Source organism: Dechloromonas aromatica RCB (genome assembly GCF_000012425.1).
In genome coordinates, this window is sequence record NC_007298.1 from 1,250,918 (window position 1) to 1,269,360 (window position 18,443).

At 60.3% G+C, this 18,443-nt stretch carries 20 protein-coding genes; 8 read left to right on the top strand and 12 right to left on the bottom strand.

Features of this window, described 5'->3' with window-relative positions; translation table 11 throughout:
- The first annotated feature begins 15 nt into the window (after positions 1-15).
- Genes DARO_RS05970 through DARO_RS05990 form a run of 5 tightly spaced genes read left to right on the top strand, consistent with a single transcriptional unit; the run spans position 16 to position 3,852 of the window.
- Complete coding sequence (locus tag DARO_RS05970; protein ID WP_011286910.1) at positions 16-609, top strand: chemotaxis protein CheD; 594 nt, start codon at positions 16-18, stop codon at positions 607-609.
- Positions 609-1,421, top strand: a complete 813-nt coding sequence (locus DARO_RS05975; RefSeq protein WP_011286911.1) for a CheR family methyltransferase — start codon at positions 609-611, stop codon at positions 1,419-1,421. The genes DARO_RS05970 and DARO_RS05975 overlap by 1 nt, the downstream gene beginning before the upstream one ends.
- The gene (locus DARO_RS05980) at positions 1,418-1,930 is read left to right on the top strand and encodes a chemotaxis protein CheD (RefSeq protein ID WP_011286912.1); all 513 of its coding nucleotides are present in this window, start codon (positions 1,418-1,420) and stop codon (positions 1,928-1,930) included. The genes DARO_RS05975 and DARO_RS05980 overlap by 4 nt, the downstream gene beginning before the upstream one ends.
- Complete coding sequence (locus DARO_RS05985) at positions 1,923-3,002, top strand: protein-glutamate methylesterase/protein-glutamine glutaminase (protein WP_011286913.1); 1,080 nt, start codon at positions 1,923-1,925, stop codon at positions 3,000-3,002. The genes DARO_RS05980 and DARO_RS05985 overlap by 8 nt, the downstream gene beginning before the upstream one ends.
- A 13-nt stretch (positions 3,003-3,015) precedes the next feature.
- Positions 3,016-3,852, top strand: a complete 837-nt coding sequence (locus DARO_RS05990; protein WP_011286914.1) for an HDOD domain-containing protein — start codon at positions 3,016-3,018, stop codon at positions 3,850-3,852.
- Between the two features lie 135 nt (positions 3,853-3,987).
- Here DARO_RS05990 and DARO_RS05995 read toward each other — a convergent pair whose 3' ends face one another.
- Positions 3,988-4,551, bottom strand: a complete 564-nt coding sequence (locus DARO_RS05995) for a hypothetical protein (protein ID WP_011286915.1) — start codon at positions 4,549-4,551, stop codon at positions 3,988-3,990.
- A gap of 135 nt (positions 4,552-4,686) precedes the next feature.
- Between DARO_RS05995 and tfpB the strand changes: the two genes are divergently transcribed.
- Together tfpB and DARO_RS06005 are read left to right on the top strand one after the other, a co-directional pair.
- On the top strand, positions 4,687-6,471 hold the full coding sequence (tfpB, locus tag DARO_RS06000) for a type IV pilus assembly ATPase TfpB (protein WP_041224239.1): 1,785 nt from the start codon (positions 4,687-4,689) through the stop codon (positions 6,469-6,471).
- A gap of 74 nt (positions 6,472-6,545) precedes the next feature.
- Positions 6,546-7,319 carry an oxygen-binding di-iron domain-containing protein gene (locus DARO_RS06005; protein WP_011286917.1) on the top strand — a complete coding sequence of 258 codons (774 nt, stop codon included), beginning with the start codon at positions 6,546-6,548 and terminating at the stop codon, positions 7,317-7,319.
- A 16-nt stretch (positions 7,320-7,335) separates the two neighbouring features.
- On the opposite strand, the gene DARO_RS06010 is transcribed toward DARO_RS06005, so the two are convergent.
- The 3 genes from DARO_RS06010 to nth are packed head-to-tail and all read right to left on the bottom strand — an operon-like array spanning position 7,336 to position 9,405.
- A complete protein-coding gene (locus DARO_RS06010) occupies positions 7,336-7,767 on the bottom strand; it encodes a DUF1841 family protein (RefSeq protein WP_041224240.1) in 432 nt (143 codons plus the stop codon).
- Positions 7,760-8,776, bottom strand: coding sequence for an FIST C-terminal domain-containing protein (locus tag DARO_RS06015; RefSeq protein ID WP_011286919.1), 1,017 nt, complete (start codon positions 8,774-8,776; stop codon positions 7,760-7,762). Before DARO_RS06015 ends, DARO_RS06010 begins: the two co-directional genes overlap by 8 nt.
- Positions 8,773-9,405 (bottom strand): endonuclease III, encoded by a 633-nt coding sequence (gene nth, locus DARO_RS06020; protein WP_011286920.1) that lies wholly within the window; start codon positions 9,403-9,405, stop codon positions 8,773-8,775. Before nth ends, DARO_RS06015 begins: the two co-directional genes overlap by 4 nt.
- A 91-nt stretch (positions 9,406-9,496) precedes the next feature.
- On the opposite strand from nth, the gene DARO_RS06025 reads away from it, so the two are divergent.
- Positions 9,497-10,906, top strand: coding sequence for a diguanylate cyclase (locus DARO_RS06025; RefSeq protein WP_011286921.1), 1,410 nt, complete (start codon positions 9,497-9,499; stop codon positions 10,904-10,906).
- Here the strand turns inward: DARO_RS06025 and DARO_RS06030 are convergent.
- The 8 genes from DARO_RS06030 to DARO_RS06065 all read right to left on the bottom strand — a co-directional run bounded on the left by DARO_RS06030 (position 10,895) and on the right by DARO_RS06065 (position 18,349).
- Positions 10,895-11,968 carry an RNA methyltransferase gene (locus DARO_RS06030; protein ID WP_011286922.1) on the bottom strand — a complete coding sequence of 358 codons (1,074 nt, stop codon included), beginning with the start codon at positions 11,966-11,968 and terminating at the stop codon, positions 10,895-10,897. The genes DARO_RS06025 and DARO_RS06030 overlap by 12 nt on opposite strands.
- A 42-nt stretch (positions 11,969-12,010) precedes the next feature.
- Complete coding sequence (locus DARO_RS06035; RefSeq protein ID WP_011286923.1) at positions 12,011-12,703, bottom strand: electron transport complex subunit E; 693 nt, start codon at positions 12,701-12,703, stop codon at positions 12,011-12,013.
- A gap of 4 nt (positions 12,704-12,707) precedes the next feature.
- Positions 12,708-13,376: an electron transport complex subunit RsxG gene (gene rsxG / locus DARO_RS06040; RefSeq protein ID WP_011286924.1), complete on the bottom strand. Its 669-nt coding sequence runs from the start codon at positions 13,374-13,376 to the stop codon at positions 12,708-12,710.
- A 1-nt stretch (position 13,377) separates the two neighbouring features.
- Positions 13,378-14,394 carry an RnfABCDGE type electron transport complex subunit D gene (locus tag DARO_RS06045; protein WP_011286925.1) on the bottom strand — a complete coding sequence of 339 codons (1,017 nt, stop codon included), beginning with the start codon at positions 14,392-14,394 and terminating at the stop codon, positions 13,378-13,380.
- A 3-nt stretch (positions 14,395-14,397) separates the two neighbouring features.
- Positions 14,398-16,110 carry an electron transport complex subunit RsxC gene (gene rsxC, locus DARO_RS06050; protein WP_011286926.1) on the bottom strand — a complete coding sequence of 571 codons (1,713 nt, stop codon included), beginning with the start codon at positions 16,108-16,110 and terminating at the stop codon, positions 14,398-14,400.
- Entirely contained in the window at positions 16,110-16,652 is a 543-nt protein-coding gene (gene rsxB, locus DARO_RS06055; protein WP_011286927.1) for an electron transport complex subunit RsxB, read from the bottom strand. The genes rsxC and rsxB overlap by 1 nt, the downstream gene beginning before the upstream one ends.
- A complete protein-coding gene (rsxA, locus tag DARO_RS06060) occupies positions 16,649-17,233 on the bottom strand; it encodes an electron transport complex subunit RsxA (RefSeq protein WP_011286928.1) in 585 nt (194 codons plus the stop codon). The genes rsxB and rsxA overlap by 4 nt, the downstream gene beginning before the upstream one ends.
- A 72-nt stretch (positions 17,234-17,305) precedes the next feature.
- Positions 17,306-18,349 (bottom strand): quinone-dependent dihydroorotate dehydrogenase, encoded by a 1,044-nt coding sequence (locus DARO_RS06065; RefSeq protein WP_011286929.1) that lies wholly within the window; start codon positions 18,347-18,349, stop codon positions 17,306-17,308.
- Positions 18,350-18,443: the final 94 nt, after the last annotated feature.

Sequence of the window (18,443 nt, forward strand, 5' to 3'; positions counted from 1 at the left end):
AAAGCAGCCTAGCACATGGATTACAGCAAACTCCCTTCACAGGAGATCGAACGCCTGGCCCGGACCATCCATCCAGGGGCCTGGGCGATCGAACCCGAACGGCCGCTGGCGACGCTGCTTGGCTCCTGCGTCGCCGTTTGCCTGTTCGATCCGCAAGCGCGGGTTGGGGGGCTGAATCATTTCATGCTGCCCAACATCCGGCGGGGCAGCAACGACGATGTCGATTCGCTGCTTTCCGGCGCCTATGCCATGGAAGCCCTGCTCAATGCGCTGCTCCAGCGTGGCGCCAAAAAGCTGCGCCTTCAGGCCAAGGCTTTCGGTGGCGGCACGATTATCAATACCTCAGGGCCGTCAATGAGCATCGGGTTGCGCAACGCAGAGTTCACCAAGGAATGGCTGGATCGCGAAGGCATTCCTCTGCTCGCTTCCGACTTTCTCGGCCCATGGTCGCGCAAGGTGCTGTTCCTGCCGATGACCGGCGATGCCTTCTGCCGGCGCATGGTGACCAATATGGCGACGGCAGAAACGATCGCTCGCGAAGAAAAGAGCTACGCCGACACGCTCGCCCAGAAACCGAAGTCCACCGAGAAGAAGATCGAGCTGTTCTAATGGCAGCAACCTACGCCATCACCGACCAGGAATTCGCACTCTTCCAGCGATTGATCTACAAGATCGCCGGGATCAGCCTCAGCGAGGCCAAGAAAGTCCTTTTGGTCGGCCGCCTGACCCGCCGCCTGAAGGTGTACGAACTCGACACCTTCTCGCAGTATTACCGCATGCTGGCCACCGGCGATCACCCGGAAGAGCTGCAGACGATGGTCGACCTGCTGACCACCAACGAAACCTATTTCTTCCGTGAGCCCAAGCACTTCGCCTTCCTGCGCGACGAAATCATCCGCAAGCGGAGCAGCCCATCGAGCTTCCGTGTGTGGAGCGCCGCCAGTTCAAGTGGCGAGGAGGTCTATACACTGGCCATGGTGCTCGCCGACCACTTGCCCAACACGCCCTGGGAAATTGTCGGTTCGGACATCAGCACGCAGGTGCTGGCCAAGGCGGCGACCGGGCATTATTCTCTGGCCCGCACCGAGGGCATCCCGCCCGGCTACATGACAAAGTATTGCCTGAAAGGCGTCCGCTCACAGGCTGGTACGTTCCTGATCGCACCGGAACTCCGCAAGAAGACCAAGTTCTACCAGATCAACCTGATGAATCCGATCGATGCCGATATCGGCGAATTCGAGGTGATCTTTCTACGCAACGTGATGATCTACTTCGACCCGCCGACCAAGGCCAAGGTGGTGCACAATCTGCTGCCCCGCTTGAAATCGGGTGGTCACCTGATCATCGGACACTCTGAAACACTCAATGGCATTACCGACCGGGTCGATGCAGTGATGCCGACCATCTACCGCAAGCCATGAGCGCAGCGCCGAGCGAGTTGCACGAAGTCTTTCTCAATCCCGGGGAGTTTCACTTCGGCGAGAGCAATACGCGGATCTCGACCCTGCTCGGCTCCTGCGTCTCGATTACCCTGTGGCATCCCCGGAAACGCATCGGCGGCATGTGCCATTACATGCTGACCGAGCGCAAACGGCCACCCAATGCCGCACTGGATGGTCGTTTCGGCAGCGAAGCCTTCGAATTGTTCCTGCAGCACGTGGCGGCAGCGGGAACCAGACCCGGCGAGTACCAGGCCAAATTGTTCGGGGGCGCCAACATGCTGACCGGCCCTACCGGCAAGCAGATGGATATCGGTCCGCGCAACGTGGCGCTTGGCCGGCAACTGCTCGCCGCCAACCATATCGCGCTGATGGTCGAACACGTTGGCGGCAGCGGCCGGCGAAAACTGCATTTCGACGTATGGAGCGGCGACGTCTGGCTCGCCTTCCCACAAGGCGCCGACGCCGAGATCAGGAATGCGCATGGCTGACAAGATCAAGGTGATGATTGTCGACGACTCGGCATTGGTTCGCCAGGTCGTCGCGCAAGCACTGGCCAGCGACCCGGGAATCGAAGTCACGGATGTCGCTTCAGACCCGATCTTTGCCCTGCAGAAGATGAAGGTGCGCTGGCCGGATGTGCTGGTCATCGATATCGAAATGCCGCGCATGGACGGCATCACCTTTCTGAAGAAGATCATGGCCGAGCATCCAACCCCGACGGTGATCTGCTCGTCGCTGGCCGAAAAGGGGGCCCAGGCCACCTTTGAAGCACTGGCTGCAGGCGCCGTGTCGATCATCACCAAGCCCAAGATCGGCCTGAAGAGTTTCCTTGAAGATGCCTCGAACGATATCGTGCAAGCCGTGCGCAGTGCAGCCCGGGCCAACCTGCGCGCCCTGAGCGCCAGTGCCAACCCGGCGATCAATCGCCCCAAGCTGTCGGCCGATGCGATGCTCAGCACCGGTAGCCACCGGGCACTTGAACGGACCACCGACCAGCTTGTCGCCATCGGCACCTCGACCGGAGGCACGCAGGCCCTGGAGGCGGTGCTCACCCGCTTGCCGGCAACCGCGCCAGGCATTGTCATTGTTCAGCACATGCCGGAAAAATTCACCGCAATGTTTGCCGAACGCCTGGATGGTCTTTGCCAGATCGAGGTTCGCGAAGCCCGCAACGGCGACCGCGTGTTGCCCGGCCTGGCCCTGATTGCTCCGGGCGGGCGGCACATGATGCTGAAACGCAACGGCGCCCAGTACGTCGTCGATGTTGCCGACGGACCGCTGATCAATCGCCACAAACCGTCGGTCGATGTGTTGTTCCGCTCGGTTGCCAAGTTTGCCGGCGCCAACGCGCTTGGCATTATCATGACCGGCATGGGCGACGACGGGGCGCGCGGCATGAAGGAGATGCACGATGCCGGTGCCAAAACCATCGCCCAGGACGAAAGTAGCTGTGTCGTGTTCGGCATGCCCAAGGAAGCCATCAAACTGGGCGGCGTAGATCAGACCATGCCGCTCCAACAGATTCCCGGCGCTATCGTCGGTTACGGTAAATCCTGCTGAGAAAGGTCGAAAAATGGACGTTAAGGCTGTTTTCGAGAAGATTGCTGGTGATGCAAGTCGCGGTGAGATGGTGTTTCCGACCCATGCCGAAATCGACTTGCTGGTTCGACGCAAGCTCGACGACCCGGATTGCTCGACCGAACAATTGGGCAAGCTGATCGCGGCTGAACCCATCCTTTCGGCCAAGGTGGTCGCCATGGCCAATTCGGTCGCCTACAACCCGTCCGTGCGGGGCATCAGTGATGTTCGCAGCGCTATTTCCCGGCTCGGCTTCAATACCTTGCGTACGCTGGTAACGGCTCTCCTGGTTCGTCAGATGCAGGGCATGTCGAAATTACCGGAGCATCAGGCGCTGGCGCGGCGGCTTTGGGAGCACACTGCGCAAGTCGCTTCCCTGGCTCGGGTCATCGCCCGACGCGTCACCCGGCAAGACCCGGAAGCCGCATTCTTTGCCGGGATCGTGCATGAAGTAGGTGGCTTCTACCTGATCTCGCGTGCGGCCGAGTTTCCGGAACTGTTTCAGAATAATCTGGAAGCATGGTCGGACGAAGGGGAAGCGCTCGTGGGCAGGGCCGTGTTAAATACCCTGGGGGTTCCGGCGGCTATTCGCGACGCGCTGGAAACGCTCTGGGATGGCTATCTTGCGATGCCGGCCGAGTCGCTGGGCGATACCTTGCTTTTGGCCGATCAGCTCGCATCGATCGAATCGCCGCTCCTCGAACTTTCAGGAATGGGCTGCAAGGGCATGGCGGCCGATATCAATCTGCAGGTGGACGGCGATACATTGAGCGCCATTCTGCTTGATTCGGCGGAAGAGGTTGAATCACTGACGTCGCTGCTGAATAGCTAGGATTCGATTCGCTATACCGACGGCGCCGGGACGGCCCTCATGGAACAGCCGGTTCGTACCTCAAAATGCCTTCTTGAGGTACGAACCGGCTTCGGGCGAGAAAGTTATTTGACGCGATAACGTGACCTAGCGAGATTACTTGACGTTGAACTGCTCGCGCAGGCACGCCTTGTGTTCCGGGCCGAGCTTGTCCTTGCAGGCTTCGCGGGCTTTCTGGTGCAGGTCGCAGCGGGCCTGATTGGGGGCCTTGCTGCAGTCGACCGGTGGCATCTTCTGTTGCACGCACTGGCGGAAGGCGGGGCCGGCCTGGCCCTGGCATTCCTTGTAGGCCATCTTGCGTGACTCGCATTGCTGCGGGTTGCCTGACTTGGCGCAGTCGAAGTTCTGCATCTGCTCGTGCATGCATTGCCGGCGCTGCGGTCCGGCGCTGTCCTTGCAGGCTTCGACGGCTTTGGCGCGAGCCTCGCGGTGCGCCGTGCAGGCGGTGGGGTTCGGTGCCTGGCTGCAGTCGCGTGGGGCGCGGGCGCGCGGCCCTCCGCCCTGTGCCATGCCTGGCCCCATTCCGGCGCCCATTCCTGGACCCATGCCTGTCATTCCACCCCCCATGGCACCCGTTCCAGGTCCGGGTTGGGCACTGGCCGGCAGGCAGATCAGGGAAGTCATCAAGGCAGTGGCGATCATCATCAGACGGGTTTTCATTTTCTGCTCCTTGTGAGTGGTTACGGTTTCATTCTAGGTGCCTGGCGGCGAATGTTCCCGGCAAGTTGTAAAGGAGTGCAAACAGGGGGACGGCTGCTTACAAATCGTTACGTACTGCATGCTATATTGCCGCGCATGAATGACAAGAATGTAGGCGAACATCGCCTGGCACTGACCGAAGTGCTCGATTGGATGGTGGAGGATGGGCTGGTTAGCCGTGAGGCTGCCGACTCGCTGAAGGCCGAGCGCCGTTTGCATGGGGGAAAGATTCATCCCCTGATCGTCATCGCCGATCAAAAATGGCGCACAACCAAGCCGCCTATCCGCTTGCTCAGTCTGGAAGTGCTCACCGAGTGGCTGGCCGCCCGCTGCGGGTTCGACTACCTGCATATCGATCCATTGAAAATCGACTTCACCGGTGTTGCCGAGGTGATGTCCAGCGCCTACGCCGCTCGCTTCGGTATCCTGCCGGTGCAGGTGACGACGCGGGAAATCGTCATCGCGACGGCTGAACCCTTCGTTCGCGAATGGGTTGAGGAGTTGCAGCAGATTCTGCGCAAGCAGATTCGCCGGGTGATGGCCAATCCGGATGACATCAGCCGCTACCTGGTCGAATTCTTCAATCTGGCCAAGTCGGTCAAGAAGGCGGCAGCCAAGGGCGAGGTCACTTCCGGCCTGTCGAGCTTCGAGCAACTGGTCGAACTGGGCAAGGGCAACAAGCAGTTCGACGCCAACGACCAGCACATCGTCCACATTGTCGATTGGCTATGGCAATACGCCTTCGACCAGCGGGCTTCCGACATCCACATCGAGCCGCGCCGCGACCTCGGTATCGTTCGTTTCCGTATCGACGGCGTGCTGCATCAGGTCTACCAGATTCCGATGACGGTCATGAACGCCATGACCAGCCGCATCAAGCTGCTGGGCCGGATGGATGTGATCGAGAAGCGTCGGCCGCAGGATGGCCGGATCAAGACGCGCACGCCGGCCGGGCAGGAGGTCGAGCTGCGTTTATCAACGTTGCCGACCGCCTTCGGTGAAAAGCTGGTCATGCGGATTTTTGACCCGGAAGTGCTGGTTCGCGATTTCCGCTCACTCGGTTTTTCTGACGAGGATCAGGCGCGCTGGAAGCAGATGACCGCCTTGCCAAACGGCATCATTCTGGTGACCGGTCCGACCGGCTCGGGCAAGACGACGACGCTGTACACGACGCTGAAGCAGCTGGCGACACCGGAGGTTAACGTCTGCACCATTGAAGACCCGATTGAAATGGTCGAGGCTGCCTTCAACCAGATGCAGGTTCAGCAGAGCATCGATCTTGGTTTTTCCGACGGCGTTCGCGCCCTGATGCGCCAGGACCCGGACATCGTGATGATCGGTGAAATCCGCGATCTGGAAACCGCCGAAATGGCCATCCAGGCAGCCTTGACCGGTCACCTTGTGTTGTCGACGCTGCATACCAACGATGCGCCGTCGGCGATTACTCGCCTGCTCGATCTCGGTGTGCCGGCCTATCTGATCAACTCGACCCTGCTCGGTGTCATGGCCCAGCGCCTGGTCCGGACACTGTGTCCGCATTGCAAAAAGCCGACGCCGACCACCGAGGATCAACGCGCTGCCTGGCGTTCGCTGGTGGCTCCCTGGAAATCGGCAGAGCCGGCGCAGATCTGGCAGCCGGTCGGCTGCCTGGAGTGTCGAATGACCGGCTATACCGGTCGGGTGGGCGTTTACGAAATTCTGGTTAACTCGCCTGAGATTCGCCGGCTGATCAAGCCACTGACTGAAATTCCCAAGTTACGCGAGCAGGCTTTCCGCGAGGGCATGCGACCACTACGCATTTCCGGTGCCCTGAAGGTGGCTCAGGGAGTGACCTCGCTGGAAGAAGTCATCAAAGTCGCCCCTCCGTCTGATGATAGTTAAAATTAACTAGCTAATTTGCACTGGTCAGCCGGAAACATTGTGTAGATAATTGCCCCTCTTTGATTGGGGGTATTATGGCCGTTGAGCTTTTCAATGATGGCAATCACATCGTCCACGCGTTCTACGATCTGGTGGACGATACGGCGAGCGGTGCCGTTCAGTGCAACCAGTTCCTGGTCGTCGATCACGGCCATGGCGCCCTGATCGATCCCGGTGGCAACATGACCTACACCGGCTTGTTGATGGACATGCAGAAGCATTTTTCGTCCAAGGATCTGGACTACATTCTGGCCTCGCACCCGGACCCGGACATCATTGCCTCGGTCAATAAATGGTTCATCGCCTCGCATTGCAAGGTGATGATTTCCAGCCTGTGGACCCGTTTCGTACCGCATTTCACCACCGGCAAGGACATTTCCGACCGCATCCTCGGCATTCCCGATCAGGGCGCCGTCATTCGCCTTGGCCAATGCAAGATACTGGCTCTGCCGGCCCACTTCATGCATGCCGAAGGCAACTTCCAGTTTTACGATCCGATTTCGAAAATCCTGTTTTCCGGCGATCTGGGCACCTCAATGGTCAGCCACGAGCAAGCCGCGCTACCGGTCACGGATTTTGCCAGTCATGTGAAATACATGGAGCCCTTCCATCGTCGCTACATTGTGTCCCGCAAGGTCTGCCGATTCTGGGCCAACATGGTTCGCCAACTCGAGATCGAGCAAATCGTGCCGCAGCACGGTGCGCGTTTTGTCGGCAAGCAGGCGATCAACGATTTCATCAACTGGGTCGAAGGCATCGAATGCGGCATCGATCTGATGACGCAGAACAGCTACCAGATTCCCCGTTAAGAACGCCCGGTCGGGTTCAGATCAGGCTGGACTTGCGGCGCACCGCGTCGACGTAGGCCATGGCGTCCATCGGCTTGCCTTCGCGCTGGGCGCGCCAGATCGTTTCGCCCAGGCATTCGAGCAGCACGTGTTCGGCATCGTGCGGGTCCATCCGGGCCCGTAACTGTTCGTAGGCCATGCGAATGCCCGGCGGCTGGTCGATGCTGACCTGCTCATGAATGGCCAGGTGCAGCGACAGGTGCAGGAAGGGGTTCATCTCTCCGCCTTCCGGTACCCATTCCTTTTCCACGGCCGCATTGGCATCGTTCAGCATCGCCTGGTACTCCGGATGGCGGGCGGCGATGTCGGCGGCCGTGACCTCGGCGCCGACCAGTGGCAGGCGTTCGATGTGCTTCTTCCAGGCATCGCAGAAAAAGCGGCGAACCTGATCGCGGGAGGGATTAAACATAGATGCTTTCAAATAACAGGGTGAGTACGGTGTTGTGGAACAGGCGGTTTTGGCCGCCTTGCGGAATGATCTGCCCGGTACCATAAGCGCCGAGCAAGGGAGTGTTGGGAAAAGTCTCCCGAAAGGCCAGCAGATCGTGGTCATCGTCGCCGTAAAACAGTGGTCCGCGACCGATGCAGGAGAACATCAGTCCGAAATCCGGCGGTTTATCGGCGTCAGCCACGGCCTTCAGCGTCCGGCGCATCTCATGCTCGGCGGCCAGTGGTTGGCGGACCGCCCAGGTAATTGTCTCGCCGTCATTCAAGGTATCAGCCAAGGTCAGCGAGCCGTCTCCATTGACTGACAGGATGGCAATGCCCGGTTCGTCCAGGTGGCGCAGGATGGCGATCTGGTGCAGCGGCGGGCGCTCGCGCAATTCCGGCGGCAGGGCGCGATAAAGGCTGTCAACCGCCCGATGGCCTCCGACGCGTCCCAATTCATAGCCATGGCAATGCTCGACAGGCAACGGCTCGCTCAACAGACGCAGGCCGCTGGAACGGGCCATCCGAACATTCAGGCCGGGCAGATGGCACTCGGCACAACCGTTGCTCGCGGCTCGGCCATTCGTCCAGGTGACGGCATCGGCATCGAGCATCCCGGCCCGAGGTGTATCTTCCTGCCAGTCGAAAGGGAGGCAGCCATGGCCGCTGAAGGAAAGGGTTGGTGATTCGGTCGCCGTACGCTTGTCTGGTGAGGTATAGACGAGCGCTGCTGCCGCCGGCTGGTCCAGTTGCCAGCCGTGCTCGGTAAACAGACCGCCCGTCGTGCAGCCGCTGACCGAGAGGGTGCCGGCAGCGCGTGCCGCGGCAAGAATTGAGGGTTGCGGACTGCGGATGAAATCGCGGGTCAGCAAGAGAATGACCGTATCTGCCCGTTGCAGTCCGGCTGCCTCCAAGGCGGTCTGAACGGCATCGCGGGCCAGCTCGGGTACAGGCCGGTGCCCGGTGACCAGGCCGCTGGCCACTTTCATACCGTCTTGCCGCGAAAGCTGCAGAGATCAAGGACCACGCAGCGGCTGCATTCCGGTTTGCGGGCCTTGCAAATGTAGCGCCCATGCAGGATCAGCCAGTGGTGGGCATCCTTTTTGAATTCGTCCGGCGTGACACGCAGCAGCTTCTGCTCGACCTCCTGCACGGTCTTCCCCGGCGCCAGGCCGGTGCGGTTGCCGAGACGGAAGATATGGGTATCGACGGCGATGGTTGGGTGGCCGAAAGCCGTGTTGAGGACGACATTGGCGGTTTTCCGACCGACGCCGGGCAGGGCTTCGAGAGCCTCACGATCATCGGGTACCTCTCCACCATGTTGCTCGACGAGCATGCGGCAGGTCGCCATGACATTTTTTGCCTTGGTCCGGAACAGGCCAATGGTCTTGATGTATTCCGTCAGTCCTTCTTCACCCAGGGCCAGCATGGCTTCCGGTGTCGGCGCCACCGGAAACAGCCGCAGCGTCGCCTTGTTGACGCCGACATCGGTGGCCTGGGCCGACAGAATGACGGCAATCAGCAACTGAAAAGGCGTGGCGTAATGCAGTTCTGTCGTCGGTGCAGGGTTGGCATCACGCAGGCGGCTGTAGAACTGTTCGATGTTGGCTTTTTTCACGGAGTAGATAGAAAGATGGGTTGTCAGATGCCGTTGAATACGCGATATTGCAGAAAACAAAATTCTACCTGACAGAGAAGGCGGGGACCTTATGACGCAGACAACAGAAGGCAATTGCATTGCCCTGACACACCTGGTCGAAGGTAATCCTGTGGCGACGATCGTTATCGACGCCCAGCATCGAGTGACCCACTGGAATCGGGCCTGTGCCGTGCTGACCGGGGTGTCGGCAGAGGACATGATTGGCCGTTCCGAACAGTGGCGCGCATTTTACGATTCGGCTCGTCCGATTCTTGCCGATTTCGTGGTGGATGGCGTCAACGATGTCGAGGTCGATCAATATTATGATGGCAAATCGCGGCGTTCGGCCCTGATTCCGGATGCTTTCGAGGCCGAGGATTTTTTCCCGGCTTTCGGGCATGGGGGACGCTGGCTGTTTTTTACGGCAGCCGCGATCCGTAATGCCGATGGTGAGGTCATCGGGGCAATCGAAACCCTGCAGGATGTGACTGAGCGACGCCTCGCCGAAGCTGCGCTGCGCGAAAATGAGGCGTATCTGGCGCAAATCGTCGATGGTTCTTCGGTGGCAATGCTGGTCATTGATGCGCAGCATCGGGTGACTCACTGGAACAGGGCATGCGAGATGTTGACCGGTACCTTGGCCAAGGATGTCATCGGTACTGGCAACCAGTGGCAAAGCTTTTACGCCTCAAAGCGTCCGATCATGGCTGATCTGATCATCGACGACGCCAGGGAAAATGCCGTCGATCGCTTGTATCACGGGCGCTTTCGGCCATCGCCGCTGATTCTTGGCGGTTACGAAGCCGAAGATTTTTTTCCGCATTTCGGAGAGAGCGGCCGCTGGTTGTTCTTTACGGCAGCACCCCTGCGCAATGGCGCCGGCCAGGTGATCGGCGCCATCGAAACCCTGCAGGATGTGACCGAGCGCCGGCGGGCCGAAGAGGCCTTGCGTGAAAGTGAAGAGCGCTATCGTTCCCTGAGCCAGACCGACTCGCTGACCGGCTTGTTCAACTCACGCCATCTGCACGAGCAGCTCCCCAACGAATTGGAGCGGGCTGGGCGCTATGGGCGACCCCTGTCGCTGCTGGTGCTCGACTGCGATAACTTCAAGTGCGTCAATGACCGCTACGGCCATCTGGGGGGGGACAAGGTATTGCAGAGTTTGGCTACGGCCATCGGGCATTGCCTGCGCCGGTCGGATTTTGCATTTCGCTATGGCGGTGAGGAGTTTGTCGTTTTGTTGCCGGAAACCGCTATCCAGGCGGCTTTGGCGATTGCCGAGCGTCTGCGTAGCCAGTTTGCCAGCATTGAAACGCCCGCTCCCTCTGGCGATGCCATTTGCTGTACGGTCAGTATCGGGGTGGCTGAATGCGTGCCCGGCGAGAGCGAGGCATCGCTGGTTCGGCGAGCTGACGAAGCATGCTATATGGCCAAGGCGCGCGGCAAGAACTGCGTTGTCATGGCTGGCTTAAGCGGCTGATCGGGTACCTGTCTTCAGGTGTTTCAGCGAGATTTTTTGAGCATCAGTGGCCGTGCCTGCATCCAGCGTGCGTGCCCGTAACTGGCCGCAGCCGCCATCGACATCCTGTCCGGCCGAGTTGCGTACGGTGGTCCTGATCCCTTTGGCATGCAGGTATTTGGTCAGCGTGGTGATGTGCTCGAGTGACGGGCGGCGATAATCCAGCGTAGCCGTCGCGTTGTAAGGGATCAGATTCATGATCGCATACTTCCCCGTGAGCAGCCGGACGATGCCGTCCATTTCTTCGATGCTGTCGTTGATGCCATCGATCAGCGTCCATTGGTACTGGATCGGATAGCCGGTCGTTCGCGCGTAATGCTCAGCCAGTTCAACCAGTTCGGTCGGGTCGATGTGGGGAGCCTTGGGCAGCAGTTCGGCCCGCAATTCGGCTCGGGTTGAGTGCAGCGAAAGGGCAAGTGCCGGGACGACGCGTTGTTGCGGCAATCGGTCAAAAACCCGGCGGTCACCCACCGTTGAAAAAACCAGATTCTTGTGACCGATTCCGCCGTAGGTGCCCAGCGTATCGATCGCCTCAAGCACGTTGTCCATGTTGTGCGAGGGCTCGCCCATGCCCATGAACACAACGCGCGTCACTTTGCGTCGGCCTCGACCGAGGACCACCTGCGCTACCATTTCAGCGCTGCTGACCTGACGGAGCAGGCCGTCACGGCCGGTCATGCAGAACGTACAGCCAACGGCGCAGCCGATCTGGGTTGAAATACACAGGCCATCACGCGGCAGCAGCACGCTTTCGACGGTTTGACCATCCGCCAGTTCAACCAGCAGGCGTGATGAACCATCTTCACCCGGATGTTCCGAGCGGACGCGAGCCAGTGCCGAGAGTTCTTCTTGCAGGGCGGGGAGCGCCGTGCGCAGGGCCTGCGGCAGAAAATTCTCGGGCTGGTGGCGGCGAGCCCCGGATTCAAGCGGCTTGGCCTGAGTCCAGGCGCGCAGTACCCGGTCGATGTGGCAATCCTTGGCGCCGGTGGCTCGCATGGATTGGCGGATGGTTTCGAGTCGCATGCGGGCGTTTTCCTCAGGCCCGCAATGGGCTGCGCTGGGTGATTAGTGGCAGCCGCCGGCAGCAACGGGGGCGGGGGGAGGCAACTGGGCTCGCTGGGCGGCGCGGGCTTCAACCCAATTCTTCCAGGCAACCAGGCAACCCAGGCAGATAAAGGCGCCGGGGGGAAGAATGGCGACCAGGAAACCCGGGTAGTCGGCCGGCAGGATCTGCAGTGCCGAGGTGCCGGGAATGACCAGCTCGATACCACCGAGCACGGTGCCAGCTCCGATGAACTCGCGGATACCGCCGAGCAGGCCCAGGGTCCAGATCATGCCAACGCCCATCATCGCGCCGTCAAGGGCCGAGCCGAGCGGGCTGTTTTTGGCGGCAAAGGCTTCGATGCGACCCAGCACCAGGCAATTGGTGATGATCAGCGGAATGAAGATGCCGAGGATCAAGTACAGGTCGTGCATGTAGGCGTTCATGCCGAGGTCGATGACGGTGACGACGGCTGCAGCGACAAGGATGAACACCGGGATGCGAATTTCGTAGGGAATGAAATTGCGCAGGCAGGCGACGAAGAAATTGGAGAAGGCCATGACCAGCAGCGTGGCGAAGGACAGCATGACGCCATTGACCAGCGTGGTCGTAATGGCCAGCAGCGGACACATGCCGAGAATCTGGACCAGGCTGCTGTTCTGCTTCCAGACTCCGTTGAGGGAAATCTGCTTGATTTCGCTGAGCGTGATCAACATGGCTCTACTCCTTGGCGCTCTTCGGCGCGAACAGGCGTTCGCGGTTTTCGGTGGCGAACTTTACGGCTTTGTACACGGCCTTGGTCACGGCGCGCGGCGTGACGGTGGCACCGGCGATGGAGTCGAAGTGTCCCCCATCCTTCTTGACCTTCCATTCGTTGGCGGTCGGCATCTTTTCGATGGACAGGCCGTTGAACTGGGTAATCCATGGCCGGGTCTTGTTCTTGTCCTTCTTGGGTTCGATATAGTCACCCAGTCCCGGGGTTTCCTTGTGCAGCGTGACACGAACACCAGCGACTTCACCATTGGCGCGAATGGCCAGCAGCATGCGAATCTTGCCGGCATAACCATCCGGGGCGACGGCTTCCAGCACCAACGTGGAAGGCTCGCCCTTGAGACGTGCCCGATAGATGGTGGATTCGTCCTCCTGACCCAGCTCCGGGGTGGCCGGCAGGGTCAGGGTATCAGCCAGTAATTCGTTGTCGTACAGATCGTTCGGCAAGACCTCGTTGATCGTCCGCATCTTTTCTTCAGCGGCCGAGGCATCGATCGCTGGCTTGGTCATGTTGTAGACAATCGCCAAGGCGGCAGTAAAAGCGGCGACGAACAGTACCAGAATGACCGACGTGCGCGTGGCCATGCCAGTGGCAGTGGGTTCCTTGAACGTCACCATGTCACTGGTCCTTCATGCCGAATACGGGAGGCTGGGTGTACATGTCGATCAACGGTACGCAGATATTGAAAAGCAGTACGGCGAATGCAACGCCATCGGGATAGCCGCCGAAGACACGGATCAGGTAGGCGAGCAGGCCGATACCGGCGGCGAAGAGTAGCTTGCCGCGCGGCGTTGTCGCGCCGGTAACCGGGTCGGTGACGATGAAGAAGGCACCGAGCATGCTGCCGCCACTGAGCAGGTGGAACAGTGGGCTGGCATAAGTGGCCGGTTGCCAGAGCCAGAGAGCGCCTGAGATGACGACCATGCCAGCGATGAAGGCGGTTGGCATGTGCCAGGTAATGACGCGCTGCTGAATCAGCCACACGCCGCCGAGCAGGTAGGCGAGGGCAACCCATTCCCAGCCACGACCGGCAACCAGACCAAAAACCTCCGGGTTGGCCAGGATGCTGGAAACAGATGTGGAATGCGAGTCTCCGGCCAGCATCAGCGCCGTCTTCATGGCGTCCAGTGGTGTTGCCGAGGTGAGGCCGTCAAGCCGGGGGGCAAGACCAAAAATGACTTGCAGTTGGCTGGAAAAATGGCCTTCGGTACCGGGCCATTGCGACATCAGCGCCGGGAAGGAAACAATGGATACGGCAAAGGCAATCATTGCCGGGTTGAACGGGTTTTGCCCGAGGCCGCCGTAAAGTTGTTTGGCGATAACGATGGCGAACAGGGTCGCTGTCACCGTCAACCACCAGGGAACCAGCGGTGGGAAGGTCAGCGTAATCAGCCAGGCAGTCACTACCGCCGAGAGATCGGGCAGAAAGAGGCCGAGCGGACGGCGACGCACTTTGAGCATGAGCGCTTCGCCAACAAGCGCCGTGATCGTAGTCAAGGCGAGATGAATCAGGATAGCCGGGCCGAATAGCCAGACGTAAGCCGCAATGCCCGGCAGCAGGGCCAGCAGGACCTTGAGCATGACCCGCTGGACAGAAGCTTCCTTGAGCAGGTAGGGGGAGGTGTTGAATTCCATGATTTAGCTGTTCTTCTCGCCGTCCGGGGCTGCATTGGCCATAACGGCCTGGTTCTGGCGCGCATCGATTTCGGCAATGTCCTGCTCGACAGCAGGGGGCAAGTGATCGACATTTTTCGGTTGGGCTGCGGCGCGCTGGGCTTTAGCCCGTTCCATGGCGGCTTCGATGGTTGCCCTTTTTGCAGCATCCGCGGCGCTAGAGGCGTCAGGAGCCGGCTCAGCGACGGTCGTTTCAGGCGCATTGGCTGCGGCAAGGGCTTCAGCCGCCTTTTTGGCGGCCTGGGCAGCGGCTGCCTTGGCCAGCTTTTCGGCTTTCTCGGCTTTTTCCCGCTCTTCGCGCAGTTGCTTGAATTCGAAACGGTTCTTGGCACCTTCGGCCGCCTGGCTTTCCCGTTCGCGGGCCCAGATTTCACTCTTGGCAAAACGGAAATACTGGACGAGCGGGATGCGTGAGGGGCAGACGAACGAGCAGCAACCGCATTCGATGCAGTCGAAGATGGCGTATTCCTGGGTCTTGCCGAAATTCTTGGCGCGGGAGAACCAGTACATTTCGAAAGGCTGCAGTTCGTGCGGGCAGGCCCGGGCGCATTCGCCGCAGCGGATGCACGGCATCTCGGGCGGTTTGGGCGGGAACAGCGTTGGCGAATGGGCGATCAGGCAATTGGTTGCCTTGACCACCGGCGCCTTGGTGTCAGGCACCAGGAAGCCCATCATCGGGCCACCCATGATGATGCCATCGGTATCCGGTTTGGGCTGGCCGATACGGAGCAGTTCGTCCATCGGCGTACCGATCAGCACTTCCCAGTTGCGCGGTTCGCCGACATTGCCGGTGATCGTGACCAGCCGGGAGATGACCGGTTCGCCATGGGCCAGGGCGCGCCAGGCCGTGTAGGCGGTGGCGACGTTGAAGCACTGGACGCCGAGATCAGTCGAACGCTTGGAGGCCGGCACTTCCTTGCCAGTCAGCACGCGGATCAGCTGCTTGGCGCCACCGGCCGGGTAACGGGTCGGGACGACGACGACTTCGAATTCCTTGAACGCTTCGCCCAGCGCCTTGATGGCCGCCGTCATGGCGGCTGCGGCTTCCGGCTTGTTGTCCTCGATGCCGATCAGCACCTTCTTCGGCCGCAGCAGGTCGCGGAAAACGCCGGCGCCACGCACGACTTCCTCGGCGCGTTCGCGCATCAGCAGGTCGTCGCAGGTGATATAGGGCTCACATTCGGCCCCGTTGATGACCATTTCCTCCATGGGAACGGTTTTCGAGGCAGTCAGCTTGCCGTGGGTCGGGAAAACGGCACCGCCCAGACCGACAATGCCGGCCTCGCGCAGCAGTTCGCGCACGGCTTCGGGTTCCAGTGAGGCGTAATCGACCGGCTGGCGGTCGATCCAGCGATCCTCGCCATCCGGTTCAATAACCACGGTCGCCGCCGTCAGGCCGGACGGATGGGCGGCCGGATAGAGGCCGACCTCGATCACCGTGCCGGAAGTCGGGGCATGGACAGCCGCGGAAATCCAGCCATCGGCTTCACCGATTTTCTGGCCCTTGAGTACCTTGTCACCCACCTCGACGATGGGACGCGGCGTGCCACCAATGCTCTGATGCAGAGGAACGGCCAGGCGGGAGGGCAGCGGTGCCGTGGCAATCGGCAAGGTGACGGACTGAACCTTGTTGGTGGCTGGTTTGACGCCACCCTTGAACTTGAATAATTGCAGCATCAGGCAGCTTTCCTGATCTCGGTAACCGGGTATTTCCATTTCCAGTTATCCACGGTTTCCGGGATGGTGGCCATGGCAATGCATTCGACCGGGCAGGGCGGCAGGCAGAGTTCACAGCCGGTACATTGCTGGGCGATGATGATGTGCAGCTGCTTGGCCGCGCCGACGATGGCATCGACGGGGCAGGCCTGGATGCACAGCGTGCAGCCGATGCAGGTGTTTTCGTCGATGACCGCCACTTGTTTTGGTTTTTCTTCGGCGTTCAGCGCCTTGACTTCACGCCCGAGCAGATCAGCCAGCTTGCGGACACCTTCTTCGCCACCGGGAGGGCAAAGATTGATGTCGGCCTCGCCCTTGGCGATGGCTTCGGCGTAGGGATGGCAGCCGGGGAATCCGCATTGACCGCACTGGGTCTGAGGCAGCAGGCCTTCGATTTTTTCGACCAGCGGATTGCCATGGACCTTGAATTTGATCGAGGCAAAGCCAAGGGCGGCACCGAGAATGATGGCCCCGAGGGCCATGATGGCTAGGGCGCTGATCATTGGTATTTATCCAGTCCGGCGAAGCCCATGAAGGCCAGCGACATCAAGCCGCCGGTGACGAGGGCGATGGCGGTGCCCTTGAAATAGGTCGGGACGTCGGCGCCCTCGATACGTTCGCGCAGGCCGGCAAAAAGGATCAGGGCGAGCGAGAAGCCGACGGAGCTGCCGGCACCGAAGAGCAGTGATTCGACGAAATCGTACTTGGCGCCGAGCGCCAGCAAGGGCACACCGAGTACGGCGCAGTTGGTGGTGATCAGTGGCAGGTAGATGCCGAGCGTCTGATGCAGCATCGGACTGGTCTTCTGGATGACCAGTTCGGTCAGCTGGACAAAGGCGGCGATGGTGACGATGAAGGCGATGATGCGCAGATACATCAGGTCAAACGGCATCAGCAGGTAGTGGTCGATGATCCAGCTGGCCCCCGTGCCCACGGTGAGCACGAACGTCGTGGCGGCACCCATGCCGTAGGCTGTTTCCAGCTTTTTGGACACGCCCATGAAGGGGCAAAGGCCGAGAATTCTGACCAACACCACATTGTTGACCAGCACCGTGCCGATGAGGATGAATATATAGTGGCTCATAGTTTTAACCAGCTTGAGGTGCGAATTATCGGGCTTTGTTGCAGTGCAAACAACCGCGTGGATCGAATGGGCTTATACGGATTTCCGCATGACGTGGGCCAGTGTTTCTGCTACCTCGCTGACCAGATCCGGGCCACGGTAGATGAAACCGCTGTAGAACTGCACCAGGCTTGCGCCGGCGCGGATTTTCTCGGCCGCATCCTCACCGCCCATGATGCCGCCGACACCGATGATCGGAAGTTCGCCGGCGAGGGCGATCGATAGTTTTTTCTGCACGGCTGTTGATTTCTCGAAGACCGGCTTGCCCGACAGGCCGCCTGTTTCTGTGGCATTCGGCATGCCTTCGACGCCTTCGCGCGACAGCGTGGTGTTGGTGGCGATCACCGCATCGAAGCGATGGCGGCGCAGCGCATCGGCGATGGCGGTGATCTGCTCGTCGTCGAGATCGGGAGCGATCTTCAGAGCCATCGGCACGTACTTGCCGTATTGCTCGGCCAGTTGCAGCTGTTTTGCTTTCAGTTGTGCCAGCAGGTCATCGAGCGCCTCATCCTTCTGCAATTCGCGCAGGTTCTTGGTGTTCGGCGACGAGATATTGACCGTCACGTAGCTGGCGTCGTTGTAGACCTTGTCGAGGCAGATCAGGTAATCGTCGGCGGCCTTCTCGATCGGCGTCGTCGCGTTCTTGCCGATGTTGATGCCGAGGATGCCGCCCTTTTTCGGGAATTCGGCGGCGCGGACGTTTTCCAGCAATTTGTCGACGCCGGCGTTGTTGAAGCCCATCCGGTTGATGATGCCTTGCGCTTCCGGGATGCGGAACAGGCGCGGCTTCGGGTTGCCATCCTGCGGGCGCGGCGTGATCGTGCCGATTTCGATGAAGCCGAAGCCGAGCTTGGCCAGGCCATCGATGTGATCGCCGTTCTTGTCCAGACCGGCGGCCAGGCCGACCGGATTGGGGAATTTGAGGCCCATGACTTCGACCGGGCAGGCGGCGACTGGCTTGGCGACGGCGCAGGCCAGGCCGGCGGCGTTCATCAGATCGATGCCCTTCATGCCGATACCGTGGGCGGTTTCAGCGTCGAGGGAGAAGAAGAATTTGCGGATCAGGGGATATAGCATGATGGGGCAACATTTTACCGCATTGCGTCAGCGCTTGCCCGGCATCCTTTGAGCGCCGGTGATGGTGTTGCTCCGGTGCCTTGATTTAAAGTCT

Coding starts and splice junctions, on each gene's coding strand:
- DARO_RS05970 (WP_011286910.1), top strand. CDS start 16: ATGGATTACAGCAAACTCCCTTCACAGGAGATCGAACGCCTGGCCCGG.
- DARO_RS06005 (WP_011286917.1), top strand. CDS start 6,546: ATGGCCGTTGAGCTTTTCAATGATGGCAATCACATCGTCCACGCGTTC.
- DARO_RS06045 (WP_011286925.1), bottom strand. CDS start 14,394: ATGGAATTCAACACCTCCCCCTACCTGCTCAAGGAAGCTTCTGTCCAG.
- DARO_RS05985 (WP_011286913.1), top strand. CDS start 1,923: ATGGCTGACAAGATCAAGGTGATGATTGTCGACGACTCGGCATTGGTT.
- DARO_RS06030 (WP_011286922.1), bottom strand. CDS start 11,968: ATGCGACTCGAAACCATCCGCCAATCCATGCGAGCCACCGGCGCCAAG.
- rsxC (WP_011286926.1), bottom strand. CDS start 16,110: ATGCTGCAATTATTCAAGTTCAAGGGTGGCGTCAAACCAGCCACCAAC.
- rsxG (WP_011286924.1), bottom strand. CDS start 13,376: ATGGTGACGTTCAAGGAACCCACTGCCACTGGCATGGCCACGCGCACG.
- tfpB (WP_041224239.1), top strand. CDS start 4,687: ATGAATGACAAGAATGTAGGCGAACATCGCCTGGCACTGACCGAAGTG.
- DARO_RS05990 (WP_011286914.1), top strand. CDS start 3,016: ATGGACGTTAAGGCTGTTTTCGAGAAGATTGCTGGTGATGCAAGTCGC.
- DARO_RS05980 (WP_011286912.1), top strand. CDS start 1,418: ATGAGCGCAGCGCCGAGCGAGTTGCACGAAGTCTTTCTCAATCCCGGG.
- DARO_RS05975 (WP_011286911.1), top strand. CDS start 609: ATGGCAGCAACCTACGCCATCACCGACCAGGAATTCGCACTCTTCCAG.
- DARO_RS06010 (WP_041224240.1), bottom strand. CDS start 7,767: ATGTTTAATCCCTCCCGCGATCAGGTTCGCCGCTTTTTCTGCGATGCC.
- DARO_RS06015 (WP_011286919.1), bottom strand. CDS start 8,776: ATGAAAGTGGCCAGCGGCCTGGTCACCGGGCACCGGCCTGTACCCGAG.
- rsxA (WP_011286928.1), bottom strand. CDS start 17,233: ATGAGCCACTATATATTCATCCTCATCGGCACGGTGCTGGTCAACAAT.
- rsxB (WP_011286927.1), bottom strand. CDS start 16,652: ATGATCAGCGCCCTAGCCATCATGGCCCTCGGGGCCATCATTCTCGGT.
- DARO_RS05995 (WP_011286915.1), bottom strand. CDS start 4,551: ATGAAAACCCGTCTGATGATGATCGCCACTGCCTTGATGACTTCCCTG.
- DARO_RS06065 (WP_011286929.1), bottom strand. CDS start 18,349: ATGCTATATCCCCTGATCCGCAAATTCTTCTTCTCCCTCGACGCTGAA.
- DARO_RS06035 (WP_011286923.1), bottom strand. CDS start 12,703: ATGTTGATCACGCTCAGCGAAATCAAGCAGATTTCCCTCAACGGAGTC.
- DARO_RS06025 (WP_011286921.1), top strand. CDS start 9,497: ATGACGCAGACAACAGAAGGCAATTGCATTGCCCTGACACACCTGGTC.